The sequence below is a fragment of the Acuticoccus sediminis genome (assembly GCF_003258595.1).
GTDB lineage: Bacteria > Pseudomonadota > Alphaproteobacteria > Rhizobiales > Amorphaceae > Acuticoccus > Acuticoccus sediminis.
The window spans coordinates 1,078,919-1,093,653 of sequence record NZ_QHHQ01000001.1; the positions used below are offsets into that span (position 1 = coordinate 1,078,919).

Annotated in this window: 17 protein-coding genes and 1 tRNA gene; 3 read left to right on the plus strand and 15 right to left on the minus strand. The window is 70.5% G+C overall.

Annotated features, from left to right (window positions below):
* Positions 1-4 precede the first annotated feature (4 nt).
* Positions 5-895 (plus strand): heme-dependent oxidative N-demethylase family protein, encoded by an 891-nt coding sequence (locus tag DLJ53_RS04570; protein WP_111342722.1) that lies wholly within the window; start codon positions 5-7, stop codon positions 893-895.
* A 75-nt stretch (positions 896-970) separates the two neighbouring features.
* Here DLJ53_RS04570 and DLJ53_RS04575 read toward each other — a convergent pair whose 3' ends face one another.
* Positions 971-2,410, minus strand: coding sequence for a glycosyltransferase family 39 protein (locus DLJ53_RS04575; protein WP_111342724.1), 1,440 nt, complete (start codon positions 2,408-2,410; stop codon positions 971-973).
* Positions 2,411-2,616: 206 nt separating this feature from the next.
* Complete coding sequence (locus DLJ53_RS04580; protein WP_111342726.1) at positions 2,617-2,943, minus strand: hypothetical protein; 327 nt, start codon at positions 2,941-2,943, stop codon at positions 2,617-2,619.
* A gap of 298 nt (positions 2,944-3,241) precedes the next feature.
* Here DLJ53_RS04580 and DLJ53_RS04585 point away from each other — a divergent pair, with 298 nt between their 5' ends.
* Positions 3,242-3,766 carry a tetratricopeptide repeat protein gene (locus DLJ53_RS04585; RefSeq protein ID WP_162408891.1) on the plus strand — a complete coding sequence of 175 codons (525 nt, stop codon included), beginning with the start codon at positions 3,242-3,244 and terminating at the stop codon, positions 3,764-3,766.
* A gap of 54 nt (positions 3,767-3,820) precedes the next feature.
* Here DLJ53_RS04585 and panC read toward each other — a convergent pair whose 3' ends face one another.
* The 6 genes from panC to DLJ53_RS04615 all read right to left on the minus strand — a co-directional run bounded on the left by panC (position 3,821) and on the right by DLJ53_RS04615 (position 8,254).
* Positions 3,821-4,672, minus strand: coding sequence for a pantoate--beta-alanine ligase (gene panC / locus DLJ53_RS04590; RefSeq protein WP_111342729.1), 852 nt, complete (start codon positions 4,670-4,672; stop codon positions 3,821-3,823).
* A 390-nt stretch (positions 4,673-5,062) separates the two neighbouring features.
* A complete protein-coding gene (gene ykgO, locus DLJ53_RS04595) occupies positions 5,063-5,188 on the minus strand; it encodes a type B 50S ribosomal protein L36 (RefSeq protein ID WP_111342731.1) in 126 nt (41 codons plus the stop codon).
* 202 nt (positions 5,189-5,390) lie between these two features.
* Positions 5,391-5,678, minus strand: a complete 288-nt coding sequence (minE, locus tag DLJ53_RS04600; protein ID WP_111342732.1) for a cell division topological specificity factor MinE — start codon at positions 5,676-5,678, stop codon at positions 5,391-5,393.
* Positions 5,675-6,490 carry a septum site-determining protein MinD gene (minD, locus tag DLJ53_RS04605; protein WP_111342734.1) on the minus strand — a complete coding sequence of 272 codons (816 nt, stop codon included), beginning with the start codon at positions 6,488-6,490 and terminating at the stop codon, positions 5,675-5,677. The genes minE and minD overlap by 4 nt, the downstream gene beginning before the upstream one ends.
* Before the next feature lie 17 nt (positions 6,491-6,507).
* Entirely contained in the window at positions 6,508-7,332 is an 825-nt protein-coding gene (gene minC, locus DLJ53_RS04610; RefSeq protein ID WP_226574481.1) for a septum site-determining protein MinC, read from the minus strand.
* A 610-nt stretch (positions 7,333-7,942) separates the two neighbouring features.
* Positions 7,943-8,254, minus strand: coding sequence for a BA14K family protein (locus DLJ53_RS04615; protein ID WP_162408893.1), 312 nt, complete (start codon positions 8,252-8,254; stop codon positions 7,943-7,945).
* Between the two features lie 151 nt (positions 8,255-8,405).
* Here DLJ53_RS04615 and DLJ53_RS04620 point away from each other — a divergent pair.
* Positions 8,406-8,481 (plus strand) — tRNA-Thr (locus DLJ53_RS04620).
* Between the two features lie 145 nt (positions 8,482-8,626).
* Here DLJ53_RS04620 and argE read toward each other — a convergent pair.
* The 7 genes from argE to DLJ53_RS04655 all read right to left on the minus strand — a co-directional run bounded on the left by argE (position 8,627) and on the right by DLJ53_RS04655 (position 14,733).
* The gene (argE, locus tag DLJ53_RS04625) at positions 8,627-9,850 is read right to left on the minus strand and encodes an acetylornithine deacetylase (RefSeq protein WP_111342739.1); all 1,224 of its coding nucleotides are present in this window, start codon (positions 9,848-9,850) and stop codon (positions 8,627-8,629) included.
* Positions 9,847-10,779 (minus strand): LysR family transcriptional regulator, encoded by a 933-nt coding sequence (locus DLJ53_RS04630; protein ID WP_111342740.1) that lies wholly within the window; start codon positions 10,777-10,779, stop codon positions 9,847-9,849. Before DLJ53_RS04630 ends, argE begins: the two co-directional genes overlap by 4 nt.
* Positions 10,780-10,840: 61 nt before the next feature.
* Positions 10,841-11,515, minus strand: a complete 675-nt coding sequence (locus DLJ53_RS04635) for a DUF1028 domain-containing protein (protein WP_111342742.1) — start codon at positions 11,513-11,515, stop codon at positions 10,841-10,843.
* 67 nt (positions 11,516-11,582) lie between these two features.
* Positions 11,583-11,999 (minus strand): RidA family protein, encoded by a 417-nt coding sequence (locus DLJ53_RS04640; protein WP_111342744.1) that lies wholly within the window; start codon positions 11,997-11,999, stop codon positions 11,583-11,585.
* Between the two features lie 27 nt (positions 12,000-12,026).
* Complete coding sequence (locus DLJ53_RS04645) at positions 12,027-12,638, minus strand: glutathione S-transferase family protein (protein ID WP_111342745.1); 612 nt, start codon at positions 12,636-12,638, stop codon at positions 12,027-12,029.
* Positions 12,635-13,636: an NAD(P)H-quinone oxidoreductase gene (locus DLJ53_RS04650; RefSeq protein WP_111342747.1), complete on the minus strand. Its 1,002-nt coding sequence runs from the start codon at positions 13,634-13,636 to the stop codon at positions 12,635-12,637. Before DLJ53_RS04650 ends, DLJ53_RS04645 begins: the two co-directional genes overlap by 4 nt.
* Positions 13,633-14,733 carry an ABC transporter ATP-binding protein gene (locus tag DLJ53_RS04655; protein WP_111344083.1) on the minus strand — a complete coding sequence of 367 codons (1,101 nt, stop codon included), beginning with the start codon at positions 14,731-14,733 and terminating at the stop codon, positions 13,633-13,635. Before DLJ53_RS04655 ends, DLJ53_RS04650 begins: the two co-directional genes overlap by 4 nt.
* Positions 14,734-14,735 lie beyond the last annotated feature (2 nt).

Genomic DNA, 14,735 nt, shown 5'->3' on the forward strand with positions numbered 1-14,735 from the left:
GGCGATGACCGAGCCGGTTCAAGGGGGCGACGTGCGCCCGCGCCACACCCCCTGGGCTGGCGGCAAGAAGCCGTTCTCGATCGCGATGAGCCCCATCGCGCTCGAGGACTGGCTGGAGAACGACGACCGCCGCCTCGCCGACCTCGCCGAGAAGGCAGGGGTCCTGTCGCGGGTGGGCGATGCGGTGCGGATCCGGCCCGACACGGCCGCCTCGCAGGCCGAGGCGCGTGACCTGATCGCCGCCGATCTCGTGCGCCAGGGGCTCGACCCGCGCCCCGTCGCCCCGCCGGAGCGCCTCGCGGACGGCACGCCCTTCGCCGAGGCGCCGCCGCTCCTCGACGCGGCGATGATGCTGTCGGACGACCTCGTCATCATGCGGCGCGGCGAGGAGGCGTGGTCGCTCGCCGCCGGTGTCGTCGCCTTCCCGTCCGGCTGGCACCTGCCGGAGAAGTTCGACCGGCCGATGAACGCGATCCACCAGTCCGTGCCCGGCTGGGCCGGGCCGATGGCGATGCGGGTGGCGCGGATCTTCGACAACCTGTCGGTCGACGCGCCGGTGTGGCGTCTGAACTGGTCGATCCAGTTCGGCGGCGGGCTGTCGCTCGCCGGATCCAAGCACGACAAGCCGCAGGCGACGGGCATCGCCGCGCCGCTGGTGCGGGTCGAGCGGCAGACCCTGCGCCGCCTCACGACCGGCGACCTCCTCTTCACGATCAAGGTGATGGTGGACCCGGTGGAGGCCTTCGCCGGCCATCCGGACGGGGCGCACCTCGCGACGAGCCTTGCCGACCAGCTCGACGGGCTCGACGCCGCCCAGCTCGCCTACAAGGGACTGACGAAGGTGCGCGACACGCTGGCCGCGCGCCTCAGGGACCTCGCCGCCGCGACCGTCTGACCCGGTCCGGGCGCCGCCGGCAAGCGCGCGGTCCCCGCGGCCGCGTCGGCCAACCCCGCCGAGCCCGCGCCGGCGTCAGCGCTTGCAGCGCGTCGCGATCGTCGCGCGCACCGGCATCGGGCGTCCCATCACGTTGTGCATCGGCGCCGAGACGGTCAGCTCCTTCCCGGTGCAGTGCCCCTCGGGCGGCGGGACCGCCTTGCCGGTGCCGGGCTGCATGGCGATGGCGACGTCCGTCATCGGCGCGTGGCGGTCCTCGGTGACCCAGGCCTCCCGGCCGGCCCTGCGGAAGGCGATCATCATATTGGCTTCCAGCGACTGCCGGCTCGCCGAGACGGTGATACGCCCCGGCGGGGTCTCGGCCAGGATCTGCGCCGCGAGCGCATCGTACGGGCGGGCGAAGCGGTGGTCGTCGAACGCCGTCATCGCCGCGATGCCGATGGGGACGGCGAGGAAGACCGCCGCCGCGACGCCGATGATCCGCCACGGCCGCCACGCCAGGAGGTGCAGCGACGCGACCACCGGGAGCGGCATGAGGATCGGCGTCAGATAGCGCTCGTGGACGGAGGACATGTCGGCCGCCAGGACCGCGACGGCCGAGAGGCCGAGCGACAGGGCGAGCGTGCGCCACAGCAGCCGCCGCACCGCGTCCCCCTCCTCCGAGAGCACGGGGCGGGCGCGGCCGAAGAGGGCCACCAGCGCCAGCACCACACCGACCGAGGCGAGGAGAGCGACGACGAGCGATACGACGCCGTCGACGCCGACGCCGGGGAGGTCGATCGCCGAGAAGGGGCCGTCCCGGTAGAGCTTCTCGATGCGCTCGGTGGAGCTGCGGAGCGCGTGGGCCATCGCCCACATCGCCGGGCCGGCCATCACGCCGACGATGACGGGGACCAGGAAGGCCCAGGCCGTCGCGAGGCGGCGCCACCAGAACCGGTCGGTCAGCATGGCGAGGATCAGCGTGAAGACGAGGATCCAGATGTTGGGCTTGGCGAGCGCGCCGACGCCGGCGGAGAGGCCGAGCACCAGGAAGGCGCTCCACCGCGGCCCGGTGGCGAGGCGGGCGACGCCGTTCACGAGCCCGGCGGCCGCCGCCATTACCAGGATGGAGTGGGCGAGGGTGTGCGCCGACATCCACGAGACCTGCGGCATGAAGGCCATCAGCGCGACGGCGAGGATGCCCGCAGTCGGTCCGGCGATGCGCCGGGCGGCGTCGAAGGTGAGGAGGTAGGTCGCCATCAGCAGCGAGCCGCGCACCAGCGTGACGGCGAGCGTCCAGTGCTCGCCCGTCAGCTCCAGCGCGCCGCGCACCAGCCAGTTGTAGAGCGGCGGGTGCGAGTTGCCGTAGATCAGCTTCAGGTCCACCGCACCGACGAACTGCGCCTCGTCGATCTCCAGAAACGGAGACAGGCCCAGCCGCACGCCGGTGATGAGGAGAATATAGAGGATGATCGCGGCCGTTGCCGTCCACGCCCCGACGGGCGACGGGTGGCGGGCCACGGCGAGGTTGTCCATGTCGCTCTCCGGTCCGGCCCCGTGTCAAAGAGGGACCGGCCGGCCGCGTCAAGCCGGAGCCTGCACGGCAGGGATGCGGCGCGCGGGTTGACGGGCACGGACGGCCCCGCGGCGGGCCCGGAGGGACGGGACGCGGCCGGGAGGCGCGACGCAAAAAAGCCGCCCCGGGGTCGGAGCGGCTTTCAGGCGCGCAAGGCGGTCGGACCTTAGTGGCAGACCTCGCGCTCTTTCAGGATGTAGGCCTGACGGCGCGGGCTCCAGACCTCGATGGTCTCGATGTAGCAGCGCTGGCGCGGCTGGGACGCGGCGGCGGCGCCGAGGGCGAGGGCGCTGAGGCCGATGACGATGCCGGCGGCGGTCGCGGCGTTGCGGCGGCGGTGGTGATGACCGACGGTCGTGATGTTCTCGTCGACCTGCACGGCCTGGGCGACCGGGGCGCCCAGCGGGGCGGCCTGCGCGGAGGTGGTGGCCGTGGCGGTCAGGGCGGTGAAGCCGATGGCGGCGGCGGTGAAGGCGGCGATCGTGGTCTTCATGTTTGTCTCTCCGTTTTTCTCTGGCGGATCCTCCCGCCGACACAACGAAGATCGCGACGCCCCGGCGTTTCCCGAGTGACGCCCGTCACGGGCCGGTCATTCGGCTCACGGGAATGCGACGGCGCGCCCTTTTGACTGGAAACCCGTTCGGCGCCAAACTCGGATCATGATCATCAAAGCACGCGTGGTTTTGGCGGTTGCGCTTGCGATCTGCGCATCCGCGCCGGTGACGGCACAGGAGCAACCGGCCGGGCGCCCCGCGCTCCCGGACGGCATCGTCTCGCAAAAAGGGGATCGGATGGACCGCCCCGTCCACCGGTCCACCACGGCCGACGAACGACGGCAGACGCGGCTCGACCGCATGTTCGACGAGTTGGCCAAGGCCACGACCAAGGAGCGTGCGGACCGCATCGCCGGGCACATCCTGCGGCGGATGACCCGCTCGGGCAGTGATACGGTCGACTTGCTGATGAACCGGTCAGCCGTCGCGATCCAGAACAAGGACTACGGGCTCGCCCTCGACCTGCTGGACGGGGTGGTGCGGCTGAAGCCGGACTTCGCGGAGGGCTGGAACCGCCGCGCGACGGTGAACTTCCTCGCCGGCAACTACGGCCGCTCGATCGCCGACATCGAGCAGGTGCTGAAGCGCGAGCCGCGTCATTGGGGCGCCCTGGTGGGGCTCTCCGTGATTCTCGTCTCGCTGGACCAGAAGGCGAGGGCGGTCGAGGTGATGACGCGCGCGCTGGAGATCCACCCCTACCTCGACGACACGCGCGACCGCCGCGACCGCTTCAAGATGGAGATCGACGGCAGCGAGGCATGACGCCCGGGTCGGCGACTGGTCCGGGCCGGGGACGCCGTGCGCTCCGGCGCGGCGTCAGTCCTGCGGCGCGAGTTCGATGTTGTCGATGAGGCGGGTGGCGCCGACGCGGGCGGCGATGAGGGCGACGGCGGGAAGCTCCAACTCGTCCTCGTAGCGCGTTTCCAGCCCGGGCGAACGGATCTCGAGGTATTCCGGCGCGATCAGCGGGTCATCGGCGAGCGGCCGGGCGACCTCCATCAGGCGGGCGACATCGCGCTCGCCGGCGGCCACCCTGGCGTCGATCTCGCGCAGGGTCCGCGACAGCTTCACCGAGCTCTCGCGCTCGGCCGGCGAGAGGTACGTGTTGCGGCTCGACAGGGCGAGGCCGGACGGGTCGCGCACGGTGGGGCAGCCGACGATCTCGCAGTCGACGTCGAGGTCCTTCACCATCCGCTTCACCAGGGTGAGCTGCTGAAAGTCCTTCCGGCCGAAGTAGGCCCGCTGGCACTTGGCGATGTTGAGGAGCTTCAGCACCACCGTCAGCACGCCGTTGAAGTGGCCGGCGCGCGAGGCACCGCAGAGGATCCCGCTCAGCGTGTCGTTGCTGACGACGGTCTGGAAGTCGGCCGGGTAGATGTCTTCGACCCTGGGTACCAGCACGGCGTCGACGCCGGCGGCGCCGAGCTTGGCGAAGTCCGACTCCATGGTGCGGGGGTACTTGTCGAGGTCTTCGCCGGCGGCGAACTGCAGCGGATTGACGAAGATGCTGACCGCGACCAGGTCGCATTCCGCCTGCGCCTGGCGCACGAGGCTGAGGTGTCCCTCGTGCAGCGCCCCCATGGTGGGGACGAGGCCGACGCGGCCGGAACGCGCGGCGTCCGAGCGGACGAACGCCTGGAATTCGGATTTGGAGTAGTACGCGTGCACCGTGGTCTCGAGCTCGTTGCGGGATCCGCGGTGTCGTTCCGAACGCCTGCCGGCACCGCGCGGCCCGTCGACCGGGCGAGCCGGAGCCCCGAGTGCGAAACCCGGGTGGGGCCAGCCGCCCCCGATCGCCGGACGGGCGGCTTGTTTGCCGTAACTCGACCACAAACGCAAACGGCCGACCGCGGCGGATGGTCCCGCTGCTGCCGGCTATAGCATTTCGAAATGTCCGCGATGACGGCGCGTCGGCGCAGCGACAGTGCGCACGCAGATCCACAGGCTCAGGGACCGGCGCACACGCCGGCCGCGGCCTCGATCCTCGCCCTCGTCCGCCCTTGCGCGAGTGACGCCCGGCGGTCGTCCGTGGCCCGCGAGATGCCGCGGGCCCTGCCGTCAGCCCTGGCGGGCCTTGTAGCGCGGGGCCTTCTTGTTGATGATGTAGACGCGTCCCTTGCGGCGGACCAGCTTGTTGTTGCGGTCGCGCTGCATCAGCGACTTCAGCGAGTTCTTGATCTTCATGTCACGCTCCGGAATGACCACTGCGCGGACACCCGCGCGGATCCCACTCGCGGTAGCCGAAGAACGACCCACCGCCCAATAAAATACGGCGCGGGATGGCCCGCGCCGACGTGGCTTCTATTAGGGATCCGGAGGCGGTCCTGTCAAGCGGCTCGACGCGCCGAGGCGTCGGGAATCGCCGGTCCGCCTCGCGGAATCGTCCTCAGGCGGACATCGCGAGCTTTACGTTGTCGCCGTTCTCGTCCTTGAGCGGCAGCTCGACGTCGACCTCCAGCAGCGAGACCTCGTCGCCACGGTCCATCGAGACGCGCACCTTCTCGCGGTCGATGGTCATGTGCTTGGCGATGACCTGCAGGATCTCCTCACGCAGCGTGACGAGGATGTCGGAGGTGGACGTCGCCGACCGCTCGTGGGCGAGGATGATCTGAAGACGCTCGCGCGCCACCGGCGCGGACGTCTTCTTGCGTTTGAAGAGCTCCCTTATGCTCATGCGGCCTTCCTCGCGAAGAACTTGCCGAACAGGCTGCGGCGGTCGGTCGGGATGGCGATCTCGACTTCCTCGCCCATCAGACGGCGGGCGGCGTCGCTGTAGGCCTTGGCCGGCTGGGACGCGGGGGAGCCGAGGGTGACGGGCATGCCGAGGTTGGACGCCTTCAGCACTTCCTGGCTCTCCGGCACCACCGCGAGCAGCGGAATGGAAAGGATCTCCAGGACGTCGTCGACCTTGAGCATCTCGCCACGCTCGGCGCGCGCCGGGTCGTAGCGGGTGAGGAGCAGGTACTTCTCCATCCGCTCGTCGTTCTCGGCCTTGAGGGTCTTGGAATCCAGGAGGCCGATGATGCGGTCCGAGTCACGCACGGACGAGACTTCGGGGTTGGTCGTGACGATGGCGACGTCGGCGTGACGCATCGCGAGCGTCGCGCCGCGCTCGATACCGGCGGGCGAGTCGCACAGGATGTAGTCGAAACGCTCGCGCATCTCGGTGATGACGCCCGCCACGCCTTCCTCGGTGAGCGCGTCCTTGTCGCGCGTCTGCGAGGCGGGCAGGAGGTGGAGCGTGTCGACGCGCTTGTCGCGGATCAGCGCCTGGCTGAGCTTGGCGTCGCCGTTGATGACGTTGATGAGGTCGAACACCACGCGGCGTTCGGCGCCCATCACGAGGTCGAGGTTGCGAAGGCCGACGTCGAAGTCGACGATCGCGACGTTTTTGCCGGTTTTGGCGAGTGCGGCACCGAGGGCCGCGGTCGACGTGGTTTTGCCGACGCCCCCCTTGCCCGACGTGACCACCAGGACCTTCGACATGGTGCTATCCCCTTCCATCAGAACGCGGACATCTTGAGCGAGTCGCCGTCCAGCCACGCCTGGACGGCACGGCCGACACACTTCGGATTGAGATCATCCGCGGTTTTATAAAGACCGTTGATCGCGACGAGCTCGGCATTGAGCTGCGTCGTAAAGATGCGGGCGTTGCGGTTGCCTGCCGAGCCGGCGATCGCCCGGCCACGCAGCGCGCCGTAGATGTGGATGGACCCGGATGCGACGACCTCCGAGCCCGAGGCCACCGAGCCGATCACCACGATATCGCCGGTGAGGTGCACGACCGATTGGCCGGAGCGCACGGGGTGATCGATGATGAGCGTGTCGGCATCCGGGGCGTCGATGGCCTTTTCCACCGCTGCGAGGGCGGCCTCGGCGACAGCCGAGACGGCGCTTGCCGCCGCGTCCGGGGCGGGGGCAGGGGGGCTCGCCGCCGTATCGTCCGTCGAGGCGTCCACGGAGGCGGTGCTGCTGGAGGGGTCGGCCGTTTCGTCCTTCGCCTCGGCGGTCTTGTCCGTCGAGGCGGCCGCGCTCACCTGTTCGGCGAGCTTGGCGATGTCGCTCGCCTGGATCGTATCGGCGAGCTGGGTGAGGGCGGTGATTTCCTTGCCGCCCGTCAGGATCGGCGGAAGCCCGCGGGCGTCCGCGCCGAGTTCACCGGGCGCCCGTCCGTCGAGGCCCATGATGGTGACGTGCCGCCGCTTGAGCTCGGTCACCATGTGGACGAGCTCCGGACGGCTCGCCGGCATCTGCGAGATGTCGACCACGACGGGCCGTCCGACGAAGAACCCCGGCGACCGCTTGGCGAAGCTGTCGAAATCCGCCAACCACTCCTGAATCGGTGGGATCGGTGTCAGCACGAACGCCATGAAGGAGCGGCCGGTGAACCGAATCGATCGTTGTGGTGGAGTTGTTTGTTGCACGAACGTAAACCCGGTTCCGCGTGACGAACAATCAATATGAACGCGGTGAATCTTGGGTTAACGACTGATTCGGAGCGACCCGTGTCCCCGCATTCGGCCGGGGCGTCCACAGATGTTTCGCCTCGCACGAGGAGTTGTGGCCGTCCCGCGGCGGCAATTTGGACGTGTCGCGGCGGAGGGGCGCGGTGCCGCCGCCGGGGAGACCGCCCGGGCGATGCCGGTGCGGCGACGAACGCCGCGGGCGCCTTGCCGCGGGGGCCGACGGCGGCGATGGCCGCTCGGGAGTTTCCGCAAGGTGGGATCGGGTGGGCGCGGTGCTTCAGCGGATCGAGGCGTTCGCCGATGCGTCTCGCGGATCCGGTCCAGGACTCGCGTGACGGCTGGGCGGCCCGCATTTGGCCGGCGTGTCAGCCGGTGCCTATATTAGGAGTGGTCGGCGGTGGCCGGTCAGGCTTCCTGGGACCGATCCCGGCCAGCGATTGGCCGGTTCGTCAGCGGGCGGGCCAGTGTCCGGTCAGAAGCACATCCGCACGCCGTCCGGGGTGAGGACGGTGCCGGTGCGGGGATTGAAGCTGGGCCAGCGGGCGGAGCAGTAGGATACCCACTCCGGCGTCCATGGCTGCACGGTGACGCCCCAGCCCTTCATCGGGACGAGGAAGTTGACCGTGGGGGAGTCGGGGCCGGTGAAGTACCAGAGGCCCTTGCGCGGAGGCCGCTCCCGGGTCTCCGACCAGGGCTCGGCGAGGCCGTAGTACTGCGGGACGAGGCCGTATTTGCCGGAATAATGGTCAAGGTCGGCCGCCGAGGCTGCCGAGTGGGCCATCATCAAGCCGGCTCCTACCAGTACGAATTTTGCCAGCGCGCGCATACAACCCCCGAATTCTGATGGCACCGTGGAGGAGTTGCCCCGGAAGATCAACGCCCACATTGACGAGCCGGGGTCTCGGACGGATAACGTGACCCCCGCGCCACAGCGGGCCGGCTTAGCTCAGTTGGTAGAGCACCTGATTTGTAATCAGGGGGTCGGGGGTTCGAGTCCCTCAGCCGGCACCAATGCATCGTGCCCCGGGCGCCCGTCGGGCCGGCGCGGGCTGACGGCGGCGGAGGCATCCCACTGCCTGCGGCACGGGCCGTCGGTCGTGGACCGGGAGGCGTCGCACGGTCCAGGCCGGGCGCCGTGCGATCGTCCCACCGGACGTCAGGGCGTGAGGGCGGGGGCCTTGCCCTCGGTCAGGGCGTCAGTGATGGCGGCGAGGAGCCTCGCGCATTCGGCGAGCTGTCCCTCGCTGACGAACTCGTCGGGCTTGTGCCCCTGCGCCATGTGGCCCGGACCGCAGACCAGCGTCGGAACGCCGAGGGTCCCCTGGAAAAGCCCGCCCTCGGTTCCGAACGCGACCTTGATCAGCGGATCGTCGCGTCCGAGCAGCGATTGCAGCAGCGCCACCGCCGGCGTGTCGGGCGGCGTCTCGAGGCCGGGATAGCCCGACGTCTCCTCGATCTCGATGCGCGCGGCCGGGAAGCGGTTGCGGTGGGGGGCGGCGATGGCCTCGGCGTCCTCGATGATGCCGGCGAGGATCGCGTCGGGGTCGTCGGCGGCGATGTTGCGGATCTCGAAATCGAGGTCGCAGCGGTTCGGGACGATGTTGAGCGCCGTCCCGCCGTGCATGGTCCCGACGTGGACCGTCGAATAGGGGATGTCGTAGGCCGGATCCTGCGCGCCGGTGGCCTTCAGCTCCTCCTGGCGGGCCTGGAGGCGGGCGATGAAGGCCGCGCCGAGGTGCAGCGCGTTCAAGGCGTCCGGCGCCAGCGCCGAGTGGCCCTCCTGCCCGTGGCAGCAGGCGCGCAGGCCGCGCTTGCCCTTGTGGCCGTTGGCGATGCGCATGCCGGTCGGCTCGCCGATGATGCAGAGCGCCGGCCGTTCGGGCCGGGCGCCGAGGGCGTCGAGCATCCCCCGCACGCCGAGACAGCCGACCTCCTCGTCATACGAGATCGCGAGATGCAGCGGCAGGGCGAGCGTCCGCGGAGCGGCGGAGAGCATGGCGTGGATCGCGACCGCCAGAAATCCCTTCATGTCGGCGGCGCCGCGGCCATAGAGCCGTCCGTCCTCGGTGCGCAGCGCGAAAGGATCGCTCGACCAGTCCTGCCCCTCGACCGGGACGACGTCGCAGTGGCCGGACAGGACGACCCCGCCCGAACCCTCAGGGCCGAGGCTGGCCCACAGATTGGCGCGCGTGCCGTCCTCGCTCGTGAACCGCTCCAGCCGGACGCCGGCCGGGCGGAGCAGCTCCTCGACGAAATCGAGAAGCGCGAGGTTCGACTGCCGCGACACGGTCGGAAAAGCGACGAGCCGGGCGAGGATCCCGGCGATGTCGGGGATGGGGCGGGTGTCCGGGAGGGATGGGGGATTTTTGATCGTGTTCATGGCTCGGTTGCGAGGCCGGGCAGCCTGCCCGCGTCCGCCGCTTCGTGACAGTGGTCGATAAAGGCTTGGATCGTGCGCGAGACGTGGGCCGCGCGCGACATGGCGATGCCGAGCTGGAGCGGCGGCACGTCGGTCTTCAGCGGGATGAATTTCAGCGGTTTGCCGTCCATCGACGACTCCGACACCGTGCGCATGTTCGAGATGCCGAAGCCGAACCCGTTGGCGACGAGGCTGCGCTGGATGGAGATCTCGGTGGTGCGCTCGGCGATGCGCGGGCGGCGCCCGAGGGGGCGGAACAGCGACAGGAAGTAGTCCGCACTGTGCGGCAGGTCGAGCAGCACCATGTCGTGGTCGGCGAGGTCCTCGACCGTCAACTCGCGGCGTCCGGCGAGCGGATGGTCGAGGTCGACCATGACGAAGGGCGGAAGCGTCTGGAGCGGCTGGAAGTCGATGTCGCTGGTCAGGGACAGGTCGTAGGTGAGGGCGACGTCGATCCGGGCCGAGCCGAGCGCCTCGAAGATCTGCGCCTGGTCGAGCTCGACCTGGCTGAAGTCGACGTTCTCGTACTTGTCCTCGAAGCTGCGGCGGAGCTGCGGGACCATCAGCTGCACGAACGTCCGCATGCAGCCGACGCGCAGCGAGCCCCGGACGCTGCCGGTGTAGATGTTCGCCATGTCGTTGAGCTTGTCCGCCGCCTCGAGCACGATGCGGGCCTGCTCGAGGAACCGTTCGCCGGTGGGGGTCAGCACCGACCCCTGCGAGTGGCGGCGGGTGAAGAGCTGGACGCCGAAGCCGGCCTCCAGCTGGGCGATCGCCGACGACATGGACGGCGCGGTGACGTTCACCTTGTCGGCGGCGAGCGCAATGCTGCCGGATTCGCCCACCGCGATGAAGTATTCCAGCTGTCGCAGGGTGAACCTGAGGGGCATGTGGGATACTCGACGTCCTTAGTCCGTGCGGGCGGGGCAGGAAAGCGCCCCCACGGATTACTCATTCGTCGCCGGGAACGCCATAGGACGGTGCCTCGCGCGGGTCGAGGGCGCGCGTGACGTAGGCCTCCATCTGCGGCTCGTACACCGCCCACGCCGCCTCGAGCGCCGCGATCGGGCATTCCTCGGTCCAGTCGATGCGCAGCTCGGCGAGGGGCCAGGGCTGCCTGTCCACCACGAGGAGGCCGGCCGAATGCACCGGGCCGGCTTCCCCGCCCGCCTCGAGCCCGGCCCGGAGGGCGCCGACGAGCCGCGCGCCGAGATGGCCGGTGCTCGTCCCGAAATGCCGGACCATCACCTCGGGCACCCCGGCATCGGCCAGCAGGTTGCCGGCGGCGGCGCAGTCGCGGCCCTCGGCCTCGGACCAGTGGCCCAGCACGTTGGAGCCCGAGTAGATCGCGCTCTCCCCCGTGCGCCCGACGGCCAGCACCTGCCGGTAGGCCATGTGGGCGCCGCTGCGCTCGAGGATCGCCATCGCCTCGGAGGGGCTTGCGCCGCGTTCCATCAGGTCGAGCGCGTGGGGGCCGAGGCGCGGGTCGGTCACGTTCTGCGTCGCGACCGCGCCGACGCCCGGCCGGGCGAAGGCGCACCGCGCCGCGACCGCCGGCGACGAGGACGAGATGGCGACACCGAACATGCCGGTCTCGGTGCAATGGCCGATGATGGAAAACGTCATTTGAACTCCCAGGGGCCAGGTCCGCCCCGCGTCTACTGTGGCGTGCTGTCGGGTCGTCGCGGCGGGATCAGTCGGGAATCACCGCCGTGGCGTCGATCTCGACCAGCCACTCCGGCCGCGCCAGCGCGACCACGACGAGGCCGGTGCAGACCGGGTGCACGCCTTTGATGTACTCGCCCATGGTCCGGTAGACCGCCTCCCGGTGGCGGACGTCGGTGAGGTAGACCACGAGCTTGGTGACATGCTCCATCCGGCCGCCGCACTCCTCGACGAGCTGGCGAATGTTGCTCATCACCTTGTGGGTCTGCTCGACCGGGTCGTTGCTCCTGATGTTCTCGGCGGTGTCGAGGTCCTGCGGGCACTGGCCGCGCAGGAAGATGGTGGTGCCGCCCTTCGCGACCACGGCCTGTGCCAGGTCGTTGTCGAGCTTCTGCTCGGGGTAGGTGTCCTTGGTGTTGAACTTGCGGTGACGGTAGTGCGCCATGGGGTGGACTTTCGTTGGAGGCGGCGTTCAGGCGGTCGGGCGGGTTGCGAGCATGGCGGGGCGCATCTCGAAGCGGGCGTGCCAGTCGGCGAGCTCGGAGCGTCCCGCCTGCCAGGCGAGGTCGGGAAAGCGGAAGCAGAGCCAGCCGAGGGCACAGGCGTAGGTGATCGCGCCGATGTCGCGGCAGCCGTCCGCCGGCAGGTCCGCCGCCATGGCGTCGAGCGCGTCGGCGACCTTCTCGTGCTGCTTGCTGATCCAGAGCGGCCATTGATGCGCGGCGGGCCGGATCAGCATCTCGTAGCGGACGAGGAGCGCGGCATCGAGGAGCCCGTCGGCGAGCGCCTGCCGCCGCAGCGCCGTCCAGCGCGCGGGTCCCGGCGGCGGGAAGAGCCCGCCACCCGCCTCCGCGTCGAGGAATTCGCAGATCACCCGGCTGTCGTAGAGCAGGGTGCCGTCCTCGGTGCGCGCGGCGGGCACCTTGGCGAGCGGGTTGAACTCCTGGATCCGCGTATCGCGCTCGATGGGGTTGGCGGCGCTGTCGCGGATCTCGATGGCGTCCTCGAGCCCCAGCTCGTGGGCGACGACCATCACCTTGCGCACGAAGGGTGAGGCCGAGCCCCAGTAGAGGGCGAGCTTCATGCGCCGGTCTCCGTCGCGACGAGGGTGATCTTGCCGATGTTGCCGCCGCTCTCGAGGAGGGCGTGCGCGGCGGCGGCGTCCGCGAGGGGAAAGGCCTCGGAGCGCACCGGGCGCACCTTGCCGGGTCCGACCAGCGGCAGGAGGTGGGTCCGCACGTCGCGCGCGATCGCGGCCTTCTCGGCGTCGCTCTTGGGGCGCAGGGTGGAGGAGCTGAGCCACAGGCCCTTGCGCATCAGGAGGCCGAGGTCCACCGGCGCGACCATGCCCGTCATGAACGAGAGGCCGATGTGGCGCCCGCCCGGGGCCATGCAGGCGAGGTGCCGGTTGACCGCGTCGCCGCCGAGGATGTCGAGCACGACGTCGACCCCGCGGTTCCCGGTCAGCCGCAGCACCTCGGCCGTGACGTCGGCCTTGCGATAGTCGATGGCGCGCGCGCCCATCGCATCGAGCGCCGCGCACTTCACGGGGCCGCCGGCGGTGACGATGACCTCGGCACCCCAGGCCAGCGCGAGCTGGAGGGCGAGCGTCCCGATGCCGCTGGCGCCGCCCTCGATGAGGACGCGCTCGCCGGAGCGCAGGGCGCCCCGGTCGAAGAGGTTGTGCCAGATGGTGAAGAGGCCCTCGGGGAGAAGCGCGGCTTCGTCGAGGCCGAGCCCCTCCGGCACCGGCAGGCACTGACCGGCCTTGGCGACCACCGCCTCGGCGTAGCCGCCGGACTTCACCAGCGCCATCACCGCATCGCCGGGAACGAACGCGTCGACCCCTTCGCCGACGGCCCCCACATGGCCGGCGACCTCGAGGCCGAGGATGTCGGAGGCATCGGGCGGCGCGGGCAGGGCGCCGGAGCGCTGCATGACGTCGGGGCGGTTGACCCCCGCAGCGGCGACGCGGATCAGCACCTCGCCCGGGCCGGGCGCCGGTACCGGCCGCTCGACGACGCCGAGGACCTCGGGTCCACCGGCGGCGGTGGCGATCACGGCCTTCATGGTCCGGCTCATGCTGCGGCCTCTTCGCGGGCGAAGATCGCCGGGCCGCGCTCAGGCAGGCCGATGCCGACCGGGGTGCCAGCCCGCAGCGCCTCGCTGGCGGGGACGCGCAGCATCACCCGCCCGCCCTCGGCGGCGGCGCAGTCGAGATGCAGCTCGGCGTAGCTTCCCTGGTAGACCGACAGGGCGACGGTGGCGGGGATGGTGCCGGGCTCCCCCGCCGCGGCGAGGCGGCACTGTTCCGGGCGCACGAAGAGCGTGACCGGCCCCGGCGCGGGCAACTCGTCCTGATAGGTGGCGAGCGCGGTGCGGGTGCCGCCGACGTCGAGCGTCGCGGGGCCGCCGGCGTCCGGAAGAAGGTTCGCGCAGAAGAGGTTCGCGTCGCCCACGAAGGTCGACACGAAGTGGCTCTGCGGACAGTCGTAGATCTCGCTCGGGGTGCCGATCTGGCGGATGCGGCCGCGCGACATCACCGCGATCCGGTCTGACATGCTGAGCGCCTCGCTCTGGTCGTGGGTGACGAACACGGTGGTGAGGCCGAGGCGCGACTGGATCTCCTTCAGCTCGACCTGCATGGCGGTGCGCAGGTTCCGGTCGAGCGCCGAGAACGGCTCGTCCAGCAGCAGGACGCGCGGGCGGATCACCAGCGCGCGGGCGAGCGCGACACGCTGCTGCTGGCCGCCGGAGAGCTGGCGCGGCCGGCGGTCGGAAAAGTCCCCGAGCTTGACGAGCTCCAGCGCCTCGCGGACGCGCGCGGCCGTCTCGGCGCGCGAGACCCGGCGCGTCCTGAGCCCGTAGGCGACGTTCTGCGCCACGCTCATGTGCGGGAAGAGCGCGTAGTTCTGGAACACGATGCCGATCTCGCGGCGATGCGGCGGCACCTGGGTGACGAGGTCGTCGCCGATGAAGAGCTCGCCCCCGTCGGCCTCGAGAAATCCGGCGATCAGGTTCAGGAGCGTCGTCTTCCCGCAACCGGAGGGGCCGAGCAGCGTCAGGAACTCGCCGCGGCGGATCTTCAGCCAGACCGGCTCGAGCGCGACCGTGCCGGAAAACGACTTGGCGACGCCATCGATCTTGACGGCGGGAGGGTCCCCGGAGTCCTGAGTCATCG

Coding starts and splice junctions, on each gene's coding strand:
- DLJ53_RS04570 (WP_111342722.1), top strand. CDS start 5: ATGACCGAGCCGGTTCAAGGGGGCGACGTGCGCCCGCGCCACACCCCC.
- DLJ53_RS04575 (WP_111342724.1), bottom strand. CDS start 2,410: ATGGACAACCTCGCCGTGGCCCGCCACCCGTCGCCCGTCGGGGCGTGG.
- DLJ53_RS04580 (WP_111342726.1), bottom strand. CDS start 2,943: ATGAAGACCACGATCGCCGCCTTCACCGCCGCCGCCATCGGCTTCACC.
- DLJ53_RS04585 (WP_162408891.1), top strand. CDS start 3,242: ATGGACCGCCCCGTCCACCGGTCCACCACGGCCGACGAACGACGGCAG.
- ykgO (WP_111342731.1), bottom strand. CDS start 5,188: ATGAAGATCAAGAACTCGCTGAAGTCGCTGATGCAGCGCGACCGCAAC.
- minE (WP_111342732.1), bottom strand. CDS start 5,678: ATGAGCATAAGGGAGCTCTTCAAACGCAAGAAGACGTCCGCGCCGGTG.
- minD (WP_111342734.1), bottom strand. CDS start 6,490: ATGTCGAAGGTCCTGGTGGTCACGTCGGGCAAGGGGGGCGTCGGCAAA.
- DLJ53_RS04615 (WP_162408893.1), bottom strand. CDS start 8,254: ATGATGGCCCACTCGGCAGCCTCGGCGGCCGACCTTGACCATTATTCC.
- argE (WP_111342739.1), bottom strand. CDS start 9,850: ATGAACACGATCAAAAATCCCCCATCCCTCCCGGACACCCGCCCCATC.
- DLJ53_RS04630 (WP_111342740.1), bottom strand. CDS start 10,779: ATGCCCCTCAGGTTCACCCTGCGACAGCTGGAATACTTCATCGCGGTG.
- DLJ53_RS04635 (WP_111342742.1), bottom strand. CDS start 11,515: ATGACGTTTTCCATCATCGGCCATTGCACCGAGACCGGCATGTTCGGT.
- DLJ53_RS04640 (WP_111342744.1), bottom strand. CDS start 11,999: ATGGCGCACTACCGTCACCGCAAGTTCAACACCAAGGACACCTACCCC.
- DLJ53_RS04645 (WP_111342745.1), bottom strand. CDS start 12,638: ATGAAGCTCGCCCTCTACTGGGGCTCGGCCTCACCCTTCGTGCGCAAG.
- DLJ53_RS04650 (WP_111342747.1), bottom strand. CDS start 13,636: ATGAGCCGGACCATGAAGGCCGTGATCGCCACCGCCGCCGGTGGACCC.
- DLJ53_RS04655 (WP_111344083.1), bottom strand. CDS start 14,733: ATGACTCAGGACTCCGGGGACCCTCCCGCCGTCAAGATCGATGGCGTC.